Source organism: Ornithinimicrobium ciconiae, assembly GCF_007197575.1.
In the GTDB taxonomy this organism is placed as follows: Bacteria; Actinomycetota; Actinomycetes; order Actinomycetales; family Dermatophilaceae; genus Ornithinicoccus; species Ornithinicoccus ciconiae.
Window position 1 is genome coordinate 3,555,821 of sequence record NZ_CP041616.1, and the last position, 16,593, is coordinate 3,572,413.

Annotated in this window: 10 protein-coding genes; 7 read left to right on the plus strand and 3 right to left on the minus strand. The window is 70.9% G+C overall.

All coding sequences use genetic code 11. The features are described 5' to 3' along the window. Window positions 1-63: 63 nt before the first annotated feature. On the plus strand, window positions 64-660 hold the full coding sequence (locus FNH13_RS16490) for a class I SAM-dependent methyltransferase (RefSeq protein ID WP_143784457.1): 597 nt from the start codon (window positions 64-66) through the stop codon (window positions 658-660). On the opposite strand, the gene FNH13_RS16495 is transcribed toward FNH13_RS16490, so the two are convergent. Both FNH13_RS16495 and FNH13_RS16500 read right to left on the minus strand, forming a co-directional pair. After that, on the minus strand, window positions 649-6,195 hold the full coding sequence (locus FNH13_RS16495) for an ATP-binding protein (protein WP_143784458.1): 5,547 nt from the start codon (window positions 6,193-6,195) through the stop codon (window positions 649-651). The two genes, FNH13_RS16490 and FNH13_RS16495, sit on opposite strands and share 12 nt — an antisense overlap. Window positions 6,196-6,412: 217 nt before the next feature. Next, a complete protein-coding gene (locus tag FNH13_RS16500; protein ID WP_143784459.1) occupies window positions 6,413-7,345 on the minus strand; it encodes a hypothetical protein in 933 nt (310 codons plus the stop codon). Window positions 7,346-7,479: 134 nt separating this feature from the next. Here FNH13_RS16500 and FNH13_RS16505 point away from each other — a divergent pair, with 134 nt between their 5' ends. From FNH13_RS16505 to FNH13_RS16530, 6 genes are all read left to right on the plus strand, one after another. Then, window positions 7,480-8,502, plus strand: a complete 1,023-nt coding sequence (locus tag FNH13_RS16505) for a 3-oxoacyl-ACP synthase III (protein ID WP_143784460.1) — start codon at window positions 7,480-7,482, stop codon at window positions 8,500-8,502. Further along, complete coding sequence (locus FNH13_RS16510) at window positions 8,499-11,132, plus strand: alpha/beta fold hydrolase (RefSeq protein WP_228266452.1); 2,634 nt, start codon at window positions 8,499-8,501, stop codon at window positions 11,130-11,132. The genes FNH13_RS16505 and FNH13_RS16510 overlap by 4 nt, the downstream gene beginning before the upstream one ends. Next, complete coding sequence (locus tag FNH13_RS16515; protein ID WP_407669911.1) at window positions 11,132-12,130, plus strand: NAD-dependent epimerase/dehydratase family protein; 999 nt, start codon at window positions 11,132-11,134, stop codon at window positions 12,128-12,130. The genes FNH13_RS16510 and FNH13_RS16515 overlap by 1 nt, the downstream gene beginning before the upstream one ends. Window positions 12,131-12,205: 75 nt before the next feature. After that, window positions 12,206-13,297: an SGNH/GDSL hydrolase family protein gene (locus tag FNH13_RS16520; protein ID WP_143784461.1), complete on the plus strand. Its 1,092-nt coding sequence runs from the start codon at window positions 12,206-12,208 to the stop codon at window positions 13,295-13,297. Window positions 13,298-13,404: 107 nt separating this feature from the next. Beyond that, window positions 13,405-14,781 carry a Na+/H+ antiporter NhaA gene (gene nhaA / locus FNH13_RS16525; protein WP_143784462.1) on the plus strand — a complete coding sequence of 459 codons (1,377 nt, stop codon included), beginning with the start codon at window positions 13,405-13,407 and terminating at the stop codon, window positions 14,779-14,781. A 207-nt stretch (window positions 14,782-14,988) separates the two neighbouring features. Beyond that, window positions 14,989-16,212 carry an acetyl-CoA C-acetyltransferase gene (locus FNH13_RS16530; protein WP_143784463.1) on the plus strand — a complete coding sequence of 408 codons (1,224 nt, stop codon included), beginning with the start codon at window positions 14,989-14,991 and terminating at the stop codon, window positions 16,210-16,212. A 74-nt stretch (window positions 16,213-16,286) separates the two neighbouring features. On the opposite strand, the gene FNH13_RS16535 is transcribed toward FNH13_RS16530, so the two are convergent. Next, window positions 16,287-16,592 carry a hypothetical protein gene (locus FNH13_RS16535; protein ID WP_143784464.1) on the minus strand — a complete coding sequence of 102 codons (306 nt, stop codon included), beginning with the start codon at window positions 16,590-16,592 and terminating at the stop codon, window positions 16,287-16,289. Window position 16,593: the final 1 nt, after the last annotated feature.

A 16,593-nucleotide genomic window follows, 5' to 3' on the forward strand; every position in this document is an offset into this window, starting at 1 on the left:
CATTCTATGACTTAATCAATGAATTAAAGGCGCGACACACTAGCCTCGTGGACGGAGCTGCCCGTGACCCGCTATGACCGCTTCTACCGACTCGGCATCACTCCCTGGGAGCGCTATGCCGAGGTCTCGCGCGCGAGCACCGGGACACAGCTGGACCGCGAGCGGGCCGTGACGCCCGAACCACTCGGACGGGCGCTGGACCTGGGGTGCGGGCGCGGGCGCCACACCCCCGAGCTGGCCCGACGCGGGTGGACGGCCGTCGGGGTTGACCTCGTGCCGAGAGCCATCGAGGCCGCCCGCGCACAGGCCGGGGTGGGCGTGACCTATGCCGTGGCCGACGTCACCGACCTGGCCGCCGCCGACCTGGGAACCTTTGGCTTCTTCCTCGACATTGGCTGTTTCCAGGGGCTGGGGCGAGAGCAGCGCACCGCGATGGGCGAGAGCGTCACGCGGTCCGCTGAGCCCGGTGCACGCCTGCTGATGCTGGCGTTCGGGCGCACGCGGCTGCGCAGGCTCCTCGAGGGAGTGACTCAGGCCGATGTCGAGCACGCCTTCCCGCGGTGGGAGCTGCTCGGCACCGAACCGGCGGCCACCGCCGGGCTCGGCTGGCCGATGAACCGCACCGCCCCGAGGTGGTTCCGCCTGCGACTACGCGGGTGAACGTCGGTGGTCGATCGCGTTGATCACCGCAGGCCGCAGCTGTGCGGCCGCGATCACCGCGTCGACCGAGCCGACCTCCACCGCTCGGTGGATGCTGTGGATCGCGTCGAACTCGGCGGCGACCTCGCTGATCTTGTCCGCCCGCAGACCGGCCCGCACGTCGGCGAGCTCGACCATCAGCCGGGCCTGGTCCTCCCGCGGGGCGTCAGCGATGCGTTCCTCCAGCTCCGTGACCTCGGGGCTGGCCGCGGCACGCTTGTCCACCTCGCCGGCAAAGACGACGGCGGCAGCCGGGGCCCCGCCCAGGACCGAGGCGAACGAGCCCTCGACGGCCAGCACCGTCATCTGCGGGTTGAGCCGCTTGGAGAAGACCACGAAGGCACCACCGTGATAGCGCGAGATCACGCAGAACACGATCGGGCCCTTGAAGTTGACGATCGACCGGCCGATCTCCGCGCCGTACTCCAGCTGCAGGTGACGCATCGAGTCCGGTGACCCGTCAAAGCCGGACAGGTTGGCCAGGACCACCACCGGGCGGTTGCCGCTGGCCGCGTTGATCGCCCGCGCGGCCTTCTTGGACGAGCGGGGGAACAGGGTGCCGGCGGTGTAGGTGTCCGGGCCGTCGGTGGGCGGGAAGCCGTGCCGTGGCACCGGCCGGGACTCGATGCCCAGCAGGGTCACCGCGTGCCCACCGATGTGGGCGTCCTGCACGACTGCGGTGTCCGCGTCAGCCATCCCGGCCCATCGCTCGAGCGTCTGGTGGTCCTGGTCGACGAGGGCGGCCATGACCGTGCGGATGTCGAAGGCCTTCTTGCGGTCGGGGTTCTTCTCGGCCGAGAAGATGTCTCCCACGGTCGTGAAGTCCGGTGCGGCCGGGTGCTGGTGGGGGTATGTCGTGATGTCCCGGTCGGCGGGGTCGCCCGTCTCCACGCGGCGCGGCCCCGCCTCACCAGGTGCCGTGTAGGTGTGCTCGTAGTGCGCCATCAGGGTGTCGACGGCGCTGGCCAGGTCGCGGGCCCAGTACTGCGCCTGCCCGTTGGGTCCCATCACCCGGTCATAGCCGCCGATGCCGTAGTTGTCCTCGGCGGAGACGCCACCGGAGAAGTCGAGGGACTGCTTGCCGGTGAGCACCATGGCACTGTCCGGCGTCATCACCAGGATGCCCTTGGTGTGCATCAGCATCGTGGCCTCGGCGTTCCAGTAGGGCTGGGCCCCGACGTTGATGCCGGCGACGACGACGTTGATCTCGCCACCGTCCTGGGTGAACTCCACGATGCGTTTGAGGGCCTCGGCGACCCAGTCCATGTTTTCGGTGCCGGAGTCCATCGAGACCCGGGCGCCGGCCGAGAGCGCAAACCACTCCAGCGGCACCCTCATCTGCTCCGCGAGGTCGATGGCCGCGATGACCCGCCGGCACTCCGGCTCGGACAGCGCACCCAGTGCCTTGGTCGGGTCACCGCTGAGCACGACCCGCGTGATGCCCTCGGGGTGCAGCTCGGTGGGGGTGGTGACGACCGCACAGATGATGGCGGCGGTGTTGAGGCCGGGGGCGCGGTCCACCGGGACCAGCCGACCCTGCTCGTTCAGGTCGTGCTCGACCAGGCTGCCACCGGGACCGGTCAGCGTGTCCGAGAGCTCGTAGGGGTAGACCAGTCCGCGCCGCTTCGAGCGCAGCACCTTGCCGGCGTAGTCGTCCAGTGGCTTGAGCAGCTCGGTCGGCGGAGCCTCGAAGGTGGCGGCGACCCCCGTGCCGGACTTGTTCGCGGCAAACCGGATGGCGACCGCGACCGGTGGTCCGTCGGCACGGGCCACCCGGCCCTGGGCGACGACCTCCTCCAGCCCCGCGCGCTCACTCAGCGGGGTGATCTTGTCCTGCAGGGCCGCCAGCTCGTGCGGGGCTGCCTCGATGACCGGCCAGACCTGCACCCACACGTGGTTGGTCTCCAGTCGTGCACCGGCGGCACCGCGTGCGGTGCGGGCCCGCCGGATCGCCTCCAGGCAGCTCTCCACCGCTCGCTCCCCCTGCGGGATGCTCACGACGTCGCCGTGCTCGTCCCGGATCACGGACAGCTGGCGGATCTGCGCGAGAGCCACCAGGCGCCGGTCGGCAGGGTTGCTGCGCGCGACGCACTCATAGAGCAGGACGTCGTCCGGCGCCTCGATCCGGGTGATGTCGAACTCCCGCAGCCGCCACAGGTCCAGCCGGCGACCGACCATCGGGTGGACGCCACGCACGAGGGTGTCCTCGTGCGTACCACCGGCACCATCGGGACGGAAGGTGAGGTAGTGGACCTCACGTCCGGCACCGGGGCAACCCGCGACGGCGACACGGCGGCAGACCGGGGCGAAGTCGAGGCCAGCGAGCACGTCGGCCAGTTCGGCGCTGGCCTCGTCGGAGTGGTCGGACATGGTCGGCCAGTGCAGATAGAGGTCGAGGACCACGTCCCCTGCCTCACGACCGGCGCTGACCTCCTCGGTCAGGGCGGAGACCAGTGCGGAGCCGGGGTCACGCAGCTCCTCCAGGGTTCCGACGGTGGTGACGAGCCGGGTGGGCCGCTCGTCGAGCACGTAGTCGGCGCGGACCAGCTCGCGATCTGCCGCGGAGAAGCGCTGCACGTCGTGCAGGTCGAACTCGCGGTAGTGCCGCCCCACCAGGGCCTCGATCAGCGGCTCACGTCGCGGGACGCCCTGCTCCAGCCGGTCGGAGAGGATGCCGGCGATCTGGACGGGGATGGCCACGATCTTCTCGATGCGGGCGGCGCGGTCAGGGACCTCGTCCGCCTCGGCGAGCGCCGCAACCTCCTCCGCGAGCCCGTCGAGGGCCTCGGCCCGTGCTGCGTCGACCATCTGCTGGTCGAACCAGCGGAACCGGATGCTGCGGGCCATGTCCCCGATGACGGGATAGCGCAGCTGGGTGGCGCGCACTAGTCGCTCCAGGATGGCCCGGGCGCGGGTGGCCGCGCTGTTCGGCGGTGGCGGCTCGGCGAGCCACGCCTGCAGCAGGGCGGTGACCACCTGCAGGTCTTTGGCGGAGCGCTGCTGGGCCAGGAAGACCCGGAACAGGGCGTGCTCGAGCGCTTCGCTGCGTTCGAGCTCGGTGACCCCGTAGTGGCCCAGGACGGTGCGCAGTCGGTCGCTGAACGACTCCGGAAGCGCGCCGCGCTCCAGGTCCAGGCTCTGCAGATAGGTGTGGAAGTGCTCGCGGGCGCTGTGCACCCGCAGCTCGGTGCGGTCCTCGTCATCGCTCGGTCTGTTGCGGCTGAGCTCGGCGAGGTCGGCAAAGGTCGCCAGCAGTGCCATCTCCCCCTCCAGGGGATCGATGCCCTCCCGGCGCAGCGCCGTGCGCACGTCGAGATAGCTGGCGATCAGCCCGCCCTCCTCCCCCGCTGGCACGTCATAACCCAGCACACGCGAGACCAGTGCCGCGCGCAGCATCGTCGCCCGGGCCTGCAGCTCGGCCGTGGCCGGCGCCTCGAGGGAGCCCCAGTCAGCGTCCGGAAGGTCGAGGTCGGGGCCCGTCGCGTCGTCCGGCTCTGCGGCCTCCTCAGCCTCGGCCGTGGGCTCCAACCGGATCAGCGGCGCGCCGGTCTCAACCTGGCTGCCGGTGCGCACCATCAGCTCGCGCACTCGGGCCGCGAACGGGGCATGCACCACCGTCTCCATCTTCATCGCCTCGAGCACGAGCACCTGCCCACCAGCAGCCACCTCGTCCCCGACCGCCACCGGGGTGGCCACGACCAGCGCCGGCGAGGGAGCCCGCAGCACACCGCCCTCGTCACGGCTGACGCGGTGGATGACCTCATCGACCTCGACGAGGTGCGTCGGTCCGTGGATCGCGCTGACGATGCGGTGGCGCCGGCCGTTGATGGTGAGCCGACCGTGGAACTGCCCGAGCCGCTCGACCTCGGCGTCGACGGTCTGCTCCTGCCCGGCTCCGGCCACCGTGACCCGGAATCCCTGCGGCCCGGTCTGCACGGCCGTGACCTGGTAGGGCACGCCGCGCAGCTTGAGGTCGACCGGACGGCCGGTCTGGTGCTGGACCTGGGGCCGACCGCCTCGGGCGGTCTCCATCAGGCGGGTGACCTCGAGCTGCATCTCGTCGACATAGGCGTCGATGCCCGCCGCGACCAGCGCGACACCTGAGTGCTCGTGGGTGACCAGTCGTCCCTCCGCGCGCACCCGGTCGATCCACCCGGTGTCGCACCACTCAGGCTCGCCGTCGACCACTTCGGGCTGCTGGAGCAGCTCCAGGACAAAACTCTTGTTCGTGGCCCCTCCCTCGATGACGACGGTCGTCTCGCCGAGCGCCCGCCGCAGCCGGGCGAGTGCCTCCGCACGGTCGCGTCCGTGCGCGATGATCTTGGCGATCATGGAGTCGAAGTCGGCCGGGATGCTGTCTCCCTCCCCGACGCCGGTGTCCACCCGGATCCCCGGTCCGGTGGGGAACTCCAGGAGGGTGATCCGCCCCGGGGCCGGGGCAAAGTCACGGTCGGGGTCCTCGGCGTTGAGCCGCGCCTCGACGGCGTGCCCGGTCTCAGCGGGACGCTCCCCCTCCAGCTGCCCCCCAGCGGCGACGTGCAGCTGGGCACGCACCAGGTCGATTCCCGTGGTGGCCTCGGTGATGGGGTGCTCCACCTGCAGGCGGGTGTTGACCTCGAGAAAGGCAAACTGCTGGGTCGCCGGCTGGTAGAGGAACTCCACGGTGCCGGCGCCGCGGTAGCCGACCGCCAGCACCAGGCGCTCGGCAGCCGTCTTGAGCTCGGCGGCCTGCTCGGGCGTCAGCAGGGGGGAGGCCGACTCCTCGATGATCTTCTGGTTGCGTCGCTGCACCGTGCAGTCCCGCACCCCGATTGCCCACGCGGTGCCGTGCGCGTCCGCGATGACCTGCACCTCGACATGCCGAGCGTCGGTCACCAGGCTCTCGAGGAAGACCACGCCGCTGCCGAAGGCCCGCTGGGCCTCATCACGGGTGCGCTGATAGACCTCGCGCAGGCTGGCCTCGTCGGTCACCTTGCGGATGCCACGCCCACCACCACCGGCGGTGGCCTTGAGCATCAGCGGGTAGCCGATCTCCGCGGCTGCCGCCACGGCGTCCTCCACGCTGTCGAGTCCGCCGCGACTCCAGGGCGCGACGGGGACACCCACCTCCTCGGCGATGAGCTTGGAGCCGATCTTGTCGCCGAGTTTGCGCATCGCCTCGGCCGACGGACCGATGAAGGTCACTCCCAGTCGGTCACACAGGTCCACGAACGCGGGGTCCTCGGCCACGAACCCCCAGCCGACCCACACCGCATCGGCGCGGGTGTCGACCAGCGCCTTCTCCAGCACCGCCAGGTCAAGGTAGGGCCGTGCCGAGGCCGGGCCCACGGGGTGGGCGATGTCTGCCTCACGGACGAACATCGCGGTGCGCTCGGGGTCGGTAAAGAGCGCAATCGTCTGGAGCGGGGGTCCGCCGGCGGCGTTGTGGTCCCGCACGGCGTGGATGAGCCGAACAGCGGCTTCCCCACGGTTGACGATGGCAATACGAGAGAACATCCGTCTCCAACTTCTCGGGCGTCGTGAGGCTGTCGCGGCGTGCAGACCGACGGTGCCACGGCCGGGCCGCTACTCGCGAGTCGGCACACCGGGAAGTGGCAGGTCAGCCGCGCACCGTCCCATCCTGCCCTACCTGGCCCTGGTGCGCGCGCGTCCGGTCCCGGACGCGCACTACCCCCGCCAGCAGATGCTGACGGGGGTAGTGCGGTCGTGCGGGTCACGGGGACGTGGTCGGCATCCCCGGCATTTCCATGATCTGGGAGGCGTCCGGCGCGGTGATGTCCACCGGCTGGCCCCAGTCAGCCATCTTCATGGTGGTGACGCTGCCCATGATGTCGAAGGTCACCTGACGCATGAAGTTCTGGTCGTCCAGCCACACGTCGTAGGTGATCTCGTCCGGCATACCGGCGGTGTCCTCGCCCTCGAGCGAGGTGAGCTCGGTGGTGTCCATCAGCATCGTGTAGTGGTTGAGCGTCTCGCCGTCCACGTCCTCGGGACCGACGAAGGTGATCTGCTGGGCACCGGTCTCCCAGTCGTCCCACTGCGAGGTCATGTCGACCTGGTTGGTGAAGTCGTCGGCGTCCTCGCCCATGACCTCCTCGAGAGGCATCTGAAGGAACTGGCCGTCCTCGGTCACGCCGGGCACCGACATGTAGGCGTTGCCGTCGACCATGATCATGTTGATGCTGCCCATGCCTGGGATTTCCATCTGCATGTCCATGGCGGGGCCGGCGGACCCACCGAGGTCTGCCTTGCCGCTCATCACCATCGCCTGGCCCTGGACGTCCATGTCCATCTGCATGCTGAAGCTGCTCAGCTGGTCGTTGCCCGGGCTCTTGAGCATGCTGATGAAGTCGTCCGTGCTGACCTCGGTGCCGGCAGCAACGTCGCCGCCGACGTCGCCACCGGCGTCATCAGTGGCGGGCGCGTCATCGGTCGCCGGGGCGTCGTCCGTGGCGGGGGCCTCATCAGTGGCCGGGGCGTCGTCCGTGGCCGGAGCCTCGTCGGTGATGTCCTCGGAGCCGTCGGCGTCGGCGGCGTTGGTGGTGGGCTCCTCGACCTCAGGCGAGTCGTCCCCGCAGGCGGCCAGGGTGAGCACCAGGGCTCCGCTCGCAGCGATCATCCCCCATGTCGTGGTGTTCCTACGCATCTGTTAAACCTTCCCTCCGGTGCGGCAGTGGCTATCGTGAGTCTGCCTTGAGCACACCATCGTTTCACAACCGCTGGGCGGGCTGTGTTCTTATTGATCCATCTGACTGACGACTCAAAGAGCCCTGAGGTTCCATGAACGGCAACATCACTTTTCGGCACCACGACACTGCGGTGCTCTCCGTCACCGCAGTCGACGCCCCCGTGGTGGTGACCTCGGCAGAGTTTGACGCCCGTCTCACGGAGACCTACGAGCGCACCCGGATGCTGCCGGGCATGCTGACCAAGCTCGCTGGCATCCAGGAGCGCCGCTGGTGGCCCGAGGGGACCACCTTCGTCGACGGGGCCATCGACGCCGGGGCCAAGGCCATCGCCGAGGCGGGGGTGGACCCGGCGCGCATCGGCCTGATGGTCAACACCTCGGTCTCCCGTGAGCACCTGGAGCCCTCCATCGCGGTCAAGGTCCACGCAGAGCTCGGACTGCCCTCGACCTGCCTCAACTTCGACCTGACCAATGCCTGCCTCGGTTTCGTGAACGGCATGCAGCTGGCCGCCACGATGATCGACGCCGGTCAGATCGACTACGCCCTGGTCGTCGACGGTGAGGGGTCGCGCCCCGCGCAGGAGAGCGCGCTGCGGCGCCTGTCCAGTCCTGAGGCCACCGCCGAGGACCTGCAGAACGAGTTCGCCACCCTCACCCTGGGCTCCGGGGCGGCCGCGATGGTCCTGGGACGGGCCAGTGAGCACCCGCAGGGTCACCGGGTCATCGGCGGCGCCAGCCGTGCCGCAACCCAGCACCACGAGCTGTGCGTCGGAGACTATGAGCGGATGAGCACCGACACCAAGGGGCTGCTGGTGGCGGGGATGCAGCTGGCGTCCGAGCTGTGGGAGGACGCCAAGGAGGACTTCGACTGGGCCGACATGGACTGCTATGTCGTGCACCAGGTGTCCACGGTCCACACCGGGCGCACGGCGGAGGTCCTGGGCCTGCCGAAGGACCGCATCCCGCTGACCTTCCCCACGTTCGGCAATATCGGTCCCGCCGCGGTGGCGGTGACGCTGGCCAAGCAGGTCGAGCACCTGACGCCGGGCGACCGGGTGCTGATGATGGGCATCGGCTCCGGGCTGAACATGTCCTGCCTGGAACTGGCCTGGTGACCGCGGGAGCGACCCTCCCCCCGGACCTGCCCGGACTCGATCCGGCGTGGTCACGCACTGTCGAGGCCCCCGACGTAGAGGGGGTCACCCGCACCTGGCACGTGCTCGACAACGGCCCGCAGCTGCAGGCGGCCGGCGTCCCGGTCGAGCACACGCTGCTCTGTGTGCACGGCAACCCGACTTGGTCCTACCTGTGGCGCCGGGTGCTGGACTCCGCCCCCGCGGGCTGGCGGGTCGTCGCCGTCGACCACCTGGGCATGGGCTTCTCCGAGCGCACGCCCACCCCCCGGACCCTGGGTCAGCGCGTGCAGGACCTCTGCCGGCTCACGGCTGCGCTGGAGCTGACCGGCCCGGTCAGCACCCTCGCCCACGACTGGGGCGGACCCATCAGCCTTGGCTGGGCCCTGGAGCACCGGGACCAGCTGGAGCGGGTCGTGCTGACCAACACGGCCGTCCACCAGCCCGAGGGATCTCCCTGGCCGACCGCTATCGCCGCGGTGCGCACTCCCCCGTTGCTGGATCTCGTCTGTCGGCGCACCCTCGGCTTCGTGCGCGCCGCCACAGCGACCTGCCGCCCTGCCCTGCCTGCGCCGGTCCGCCAGGCCTTCGCCGCGCCCTACCTCACCACCGACCGCCGGGCCGCGATCGCGCACTTCGTCCAGGACATCCCGACCACACCCCAGCACCCCAGTGCCGCTGAGCTGGACCGGATCGCGGGGGGCCTGGGCGCACTTGCGGACGTGCCGACGCTGATGGTGTGGGGCCTGGCCGACCCCGTCTTCTCCCACCGTTATCTGCGGGATCTGCGACGCCGCCTGCCGCATGCGGACGTGCACACTTATCCGCGCGCCTCACACCTGGTGCTGGAGGACCGGCCCGAGGGTGTGGACCTGATCTGGAGGTGGCTGAGCACCCAGACGCCCCGGGTGGCCGCGGCTCCCGCGCCGATGGTGCCGATCCAGGTCGACACCAGTGCCCCGCAGCGCACCGCGATCGTGGAGCTGACCGGTGGGGGTGGCGACATCACCTTCGGCGCCCTGGCCGACCGGGTGGATGACCTGGCCCGCGGTCTGCACTCCCGTGGGGTCCGGCGCGGACAGCGGGTGGCGCTGCTCGTCAAGCCCGGGATCGACCTGACCACCGTCCTGTATGCCGTGTGGCGGCTGGGCGCCGTCGCCGTCGTCGCCGACGCGGGGTTGGGGTTGCGCCGGCTGGGCGTGGCGCTGAAGGGCGCTGCACCCGACCACGTGATCGGGTTTCCCGCGGCCCGGGCCATCGTCGTCGCGGCCAATGTCCCCGGCCAGTGGATCCGCCTGGGACCGCAGGACATCGCCACGCTGATCGCCGAGGGGGCCGGCCACGACCTCGGCAGTGACGGACTCCTCAGGGCCACAGCAGAGCTCGACCTGGACGGGGCGGTGCTCTTCACCTCCGGCGCCACCGGCCCGCCCAAGGGCGTGGTCTATACCCGACGCCAGGTCAGCACCCAGGTCGCCCTGCTGCGCGATGCCTTCGACCTGGTGCCCGGGGAGCGTTTCGTCGCGGCCTTTGCGCCGTTTGCCCTCTATGGCCCTGCGATGGGGTTGAGTTCCGCGGTGCCGGCGATGGAGGTCACCGCCCCGGACACGCTCACTGCCGCCGCCCTGGCTGATGCGGTCGAGGCCGTCGACGCCACCGTGGTCTTCGCCTCCCCCGCCGCCCTGGACAATGTCGTGGCGACCTCCGCCGACCTGAGCCCACAGCAGCGCGAGCAGCTCCAGCGCCCTCGACTGGTCCTGTCCGCCGGTGCGCCGGTGCCGCTGCCCCTGCTGCACCGCCTCAAGGAGCTGCTGCCCAACGCCGCGACGCACACGCCCTACGGCATGACCGAGGCGCTCCCCGTCGCGACCCTCGATCCGACCACCCTGGATCCCGACGACCCCGCGGACCGCGAGCCCGGCGTCTGTGTCGGGACGCCCCTGCCGGGCGTGACTGTGCGCATCGCTCCGTTGCACCCCGATGGCACCTCGTCGAGCGAGTTGTCCGCTGCCGCAGGGACTCTGGGCGAGATCGTCGTGCGCGGGCCGCACGTCAAGGAGCGTTATGACCAGCTCTGGGGCACCCAGGCCGCTAGCGCGCGCCCGGTCGGTTGGCACCGCACCGGCGACGTCGGCCACCTGGACTCCCGCGGGAGACTGTGGGTGCAGGGCCGGTTGGCCCACGTGATCACCACTGCCGATGGTCCGCTCGCCCCCTATGCCGTGGAGCACGCCATCGAGACCGTTCCCGGAGTCCGCCGGGCCGCCGTCGTCGGCGTCGGTCCCGAGGGCACCCAGCAGGTCGTCGCCGTGGTGGTGCCAGAGGGTGCCGCGCCGAGGCGGGACCTGCCGCTGACGTCCCTGGTGGACCGGGCCCTGCCCCAGTCCGACACCGCGGTGCCGTCAGACGTGGCCCGCGCGGTCCGCGAGGCCGCTGGGGTGCCCGTGTCGGCGGTGCTGCGCCGGGACTGGTTGCCCGTCGACATCCGGCACGCCGCCAAGGTCGACCGGATCGAGCTCGCCCGGTGGGCCACCGGCCTGCTCCACGGCCCCACGGTCGCCCGCGAGACGTTCCGCGACCAGCGACGGGCACCGAGCCGACGGAGTTACTGATGCCGACACTGCGGGTCCTGGTCACTGGCGCGAGCGGGATGTTGGGTCGCGCGGTCGCCGACACACTCGCGGACCGAGGGCACGCGGTGACGGTGCTCCAGCGCCGTCCCGCCGGCGGCCCGCACCGCGAGGTCCTCGGCGACGTTGCCGACCCGGCGCTCGTCGCCACCGCGGTGGCGGGGCAGGACGCGGTGGTCCACCTCGCCGCCAAGGTCGACGTGGTGGGGCGGTGGGCGGACTATGAACGCACCAACATCGGCGGGACCCGCGCGCTGGTCGATGCTGCTCGCGCTGCCGGTGCCTCCCGGTTCGTGCAGGTCTCCTCACCCTCGGTGGCGCACGCCGGACGTTCGCTGGCCGGCGCGGGCGCCGGTCCCGCCGATCCCCAGCGCGCCCGGGGGCACTACGCCCGGAGCAAGGCGGCCGCCGAGCTCATCGCGCTGGGCGCCGACAGCCCGGAGCTGGCCGTCGTCGCGATCCGGCCCCACCTGGTGTGGGGGCCGGGTGACACCCAGCTCATCGGTCGCATCCTGGACCGGGCACGGGCCGGCCGGCTGCCGGTCCTGGGCGCCGGCACCAGCCTGGTCGACACGACCTATGTCACCAACGCCGCCGACGCCATCGTCGCGGCGCTGGACCGAGCACCCCAGGCCCACGGTCAGGCCCTGGTCGTCACCAACGGTGAGCCGCGCCCCATCGGTGAACTCATCGCCGACATCTGCCGCGCGGGCGGGGCACCGCCGCCCCGGTTCCGGATCCCGGTGCCGGTGGCGTGGGTCGCCGGGGCCGGAGTGGAGGCAGTCATGGCGATCTCCGCGGCCGTCCCGGGACTGCCGGAGATCACCGAGCCCCCGCTCACGCGGTTCCTGGCCGAGCAGCTGTCCACGGCCCACTGGTTCGATCAGCGGCACACCAGGGCGGCCCTGGACTGGACCCCCCGGGTCTCCCTCGACGAGGGCCTGCGGCTCCTGGCTGCGGCACCTTCCGCGGACCGCTAGCGTTGGGTCTGCTGGAGACAGCCTTCCCGATGACACGGGCTGTCCAGAGGTGCGAGGGACTGGGGTCGAGACAGGATGAGCAGGGCATCGCGAGCGCGGCGGATCGCTAGCGCCGCGGCATACGGAGGCGGTGGTGTGGCGGCCGCGGGACTGGTGGGAGTCGCCGTCCTGCAGGCTGAGGTGCTGGTCGCCAGGAAGGTGATTGGTGAGGGGGCTGGCACCCCACCGCCGTCGGACGGCACCTATGGTGCTGGTTTCGGCGAGGCCCACCGGATCCTCCTGCTGGGCGACAGCACGGCTGCCGGGGTCGGCGCCAGCCGGTCCGAGGAGACGCTCGGGGCGATCGTGGCCACCGGGGTCGCCGCCCTGAGCGGCCACCCGGTCAACCTGCGCAACGTCTCTCGCAGCGGTGCCACCTCACCCCAGCTGCTGGGGCAGCTGGACCGTGGGCTGCGCGACATGCCGGACGCGCAGGTGGCGATCATCATGATCGGCGCCAATGACGTCAAGGAACGTCTGGACCGGGCCGCCTCGGTCCGGGCCCTGAGCGAGACGGTGTCCCGGTTGGTGGGGCAGGGCATCGAGGTTGTCGTCGGCACCTGTCCCGACCTGGGCACCGTGCGGCCCATCCCCCAGCCCCTGCGTGCGCTGGTGCAGCGCTGGAGCCGGGATCTCGCAGCAGCCCAGACGGTGGCCGTGGTCGAGGCGGGAGGACGCACCGTCTCCACCGGCGACCTGGTCGGCCCGACCTTCCGCGAGTCGCCGACCCAGATGTTCAGCGCCGACGGGCTGCACCCGTCCTCGGCCGGTTATGCGCGGGCGGCTGCTGCCCTGTTGCCGAGCGTGGTGGACGCCCTCGGGCTGCGCACCCTCGACACCGGGCGCCGGCCGGACCATCGCCGGGGGGAGCACGTCGAGCCGCTGCCCGAGGCCGCTCAGCGCGCCGTGCTCGATCCCGGCAGCGAGGTCAGCGCGGTCGACGTGGACGGTCGTTCCCGGGGCGAGCGCGGACGTTGGGCGCAGCTGCTGCGCCGCCACCGCGACCCCGACGCTGCCACGAGAGAGAGTGGCGCGGCTGAGGGAGAGAGCGGTGCAGCCGAGACCGCCTCGATCGATTCGCGGGTCGCGGACGACGGCAACCAGACGACCCACGACCGACCCGACTGACGGCATACCCGCGTTGGGTCCCTGGCAGACGCTGACGGCCAGTACAGTGGGGACCGGTGTGCCGGGAAGTCTGGTCGGCGTCATGCCGTCGACCCCAGGAGACACCGATGTCTAACACTTCAGGCCCACCGCCCGCCGACCCGGCCCCTCGCACGACATTCGGTCGCGGGAGCTATTCCGAGGTCGTTCGCATCGGCGACATCCTCCGCCGGGAGACCGTCGGCGGCATGCTGCTGGTCGGGGCCGCGATCATCGCCATCATCTGGGCCAACTCGCCCTTCGCCGACAGCTACTTCTCGATCCGGGACACGACGATCGGCTATGAGCCGTGGCACCTGAACCTGAGCATCGGCGCCTGGTCCGCGGACGGGCTCCTCGCGATCTTCTTCTTCATGGTCGGCCTCGAGCTCAAGCGCGAGATCATGATTGGCGACCTGCGTCAGTGGGACCGCGCGATCGTGCCCGTTGCGGCGGCGTTCGGTGGAGTGCTGATCCCGGCCCTGGTCTACGCCGCCATCAACTGGGGTGACTCCGAGGCGCTCCGCGGCTGGGCTATCCCGACCGCGACCGACATCGCGTTCGCGGTCGCGGTGCTGGCGATCATCGGCTCCCACCTGCCGCCCGCGCTCCGGATCTTCCTGCTGACGCTCGCCGTCGTGGACGATCTCATCGCGATCCTGATCATCGCGCTCGTCTACTCCTCCGGCATCCAGTTCAGCATGCTCCTCTGGTCGTTGATCCCGCTGGGGGCCTATGCGCTCCTCGCTCGACGGCAGCGGTTGCTGTTCCGCTATCGACACCTCCCTGCCTGGCTCCTGCTGCTGCCCATTGGCGTCGCTTTCTGGGTCCTGATCCATGCCTCCGGCATCCACGCGACCATCGCAGGAGTGGTCCTCGGCTTCACCGTCCCGGCACGCCTGCGTGCAGATCGCGGAGAGCCAGGGGACGACGAGGACGACGAGCACCACGGCCTGGCCGAGCTCTTCGAGCACCGGATTCGACCACTGTCCTCGGGGTTCGCGGTCCCGGTATTCGCCTTCTTCTCAGCCGGGGTGGCCATCGGCGGCGCGGAGGGCCTAGCCTCGGCACTCGGCTCCACCGTCACACTGGGGATCGTGCTCGGCCTCGTGGTCGGCAAGATCGTCGGCATCACGGGAGTCACCTGGCTGGTCACCAAGGTCACCCGGTCCAATCTCGACCCGTCGCTGCGCTGGATCGACGTCGTCGGGGTCGCCTGCTTGGCGGGCATCGGTTTCACGGTGTCCCTCCTCGTGGCCGAGCTCAGCTTCGGGGTGGGCACAGAGCTGGGCGACCACGCCAAGGTGGGCATCTTCCTGGCCTCCGTGGTCGCGGCAGTGGTCGGGTCGATCATCCTGGCTGCCCGCAACAAGCACTATGCCGCCCTCGAAGCCAAGGAGGCTGCGGATAGCGACCTGGACGGCGTCCCGGACGTCTATGAAGACGACTACCAGGCTCGTCAGTGAGTGTTGAAGGCGAGACACCCGACCACCTCTGGCTGGCGCGGCTCGGCTGACGCGCCTGGCCACGCCACGCCCCGGGGCCCTAGGACGGGTGAGGCTGGCCGGGAGCCGGGTGGACGGCATACCAACGTCGTTCCATCCGGTGGGACCGCTGACCTGCCGCGGCACGGCGCCTCCTAGACTCGGCAGCACCGACCACCAGGAGGAACCATGCCCGAGGCCGTCATTGTCGCCGCTGCACGCACCCCGATCGGGCGTGCCTTCAAGGGGTCGTTGACTACCGTCCGCCCCGATGACCTCGCTGCGGTCGCCATCCAGGCTGCCCTCGACCAGGTGCCCGCCCTGGACGCCACCACGATCGACGACCTCTACCTCGGCTGCGCTGAGCCCTCCGGCGAGCACGGCAGCAACATGGCTCGCGTGGTCTCCGTGCTCCTGGGTCTGGACACCCTGCCGGGCGCCACGGTCAACCGGTTCTGCGCGTCCTCGGTGCAGACGACCCGCATGGCCCTGCACGCCATCCGGGCCGGCGAGGGCGACGTCTTCATCAGCGCCGGGGTGGAGGCTGTCTCCCGTTATGTGAACTTCGCGGGAGCCGGTGGCAGCGCCGCAGACACCCAGAACCCGAAGTTCGCCGACTCCATCGCGCGCAGCGCTGCCATCGCCGAGACCAACCGGACGTGGACCGACCCGCGTGCCGAGGGTCTGCTGCCGGACATCTATCTGGCGATGGGGCAGACCGCGGAGAACGTGGCCACCTCCCGCGGCGTCTCCCGAGAGCGCCAGGACGAGTGGGGCGTGACCAGCCAGAACCGTGCCGAGGCTGCCATCGCGGCCGGGGTCTTCGAGCGGGAGATCGCCCCCGTCACCCTGGCCGATGGCACCGTCGTGAGCACTGACGACGGGCCGCGCGCCGGCGTGACGTTGGAGAAGGTGTCCCAGCTGCAGCCGGTCTTCCGCGAGGAGGGCACCGTCACCGCCGGCAACTGCTGCGCCCTCAACGACGGGGCCGCGGCCCTGGTCATCATGAGCGACACCCGGGCCAAGGAGCTGGGCCTGACCCCGCTGGCGCGCGTCGTGTCCACCGGTGTCTCTGCGCTGTCCCCCGAGATCATGGGCCTGGGTCCGGTGGAGGCCTCCCGCCAGGCCCTGGCCCGCGCTGGCATGTCGATCGGCGACATGGACCTCTATGAGATCAACGAGGCCTTCGCCGCGCAGGTCCTGCCCAGCGCCGACGACCTGGGCATGGACCTCGACAAGCTCAACGTCCACGGCGGTGCGATCGCCCTGGGCCACCCGTTCGGCTCCACCGGCGCCCGCATCAGCACCACGCTGATCAACGCCCTGCAGACCCACGACAAGCAGTTCGGCCTGGAGACGATGTGCGTCGGTGGCGGCCAGGGCATGGCCGTCATCCTCGAGCGCCTGAGCTGATCCTCCGCTGACCCGCAGAGCGCCGGCACCCTTCGGGGTGCCGGCGCTCTGTCATGGCGGGGTGTGCTGAGGACTCAGAGATCGCGGCGCAGGGCGGTGAGCGTGGCCGCGAGCGGCACCGGGTCCAGCCCCGCCTGCCCGTGGTCATAGACCATGACACGCAACTGATCCATCAGGACCGCGGGACCCAGGTCGGGGACGGGAGTGAGCGGCATACCCACCTCGCAGGCCACCTCGTCGGCGAGGCCCTGCGCGACCTCGCGCACGCGGGGGGACACAGAAAGCGCGTGGCCCAACGGCAGCTGCTGCCACCGCCGGACCACGCGCCGTAACTCTGTCTCGATCTGCTCACGCGCCGCGTGCCGATCGAGGGCGCTCACG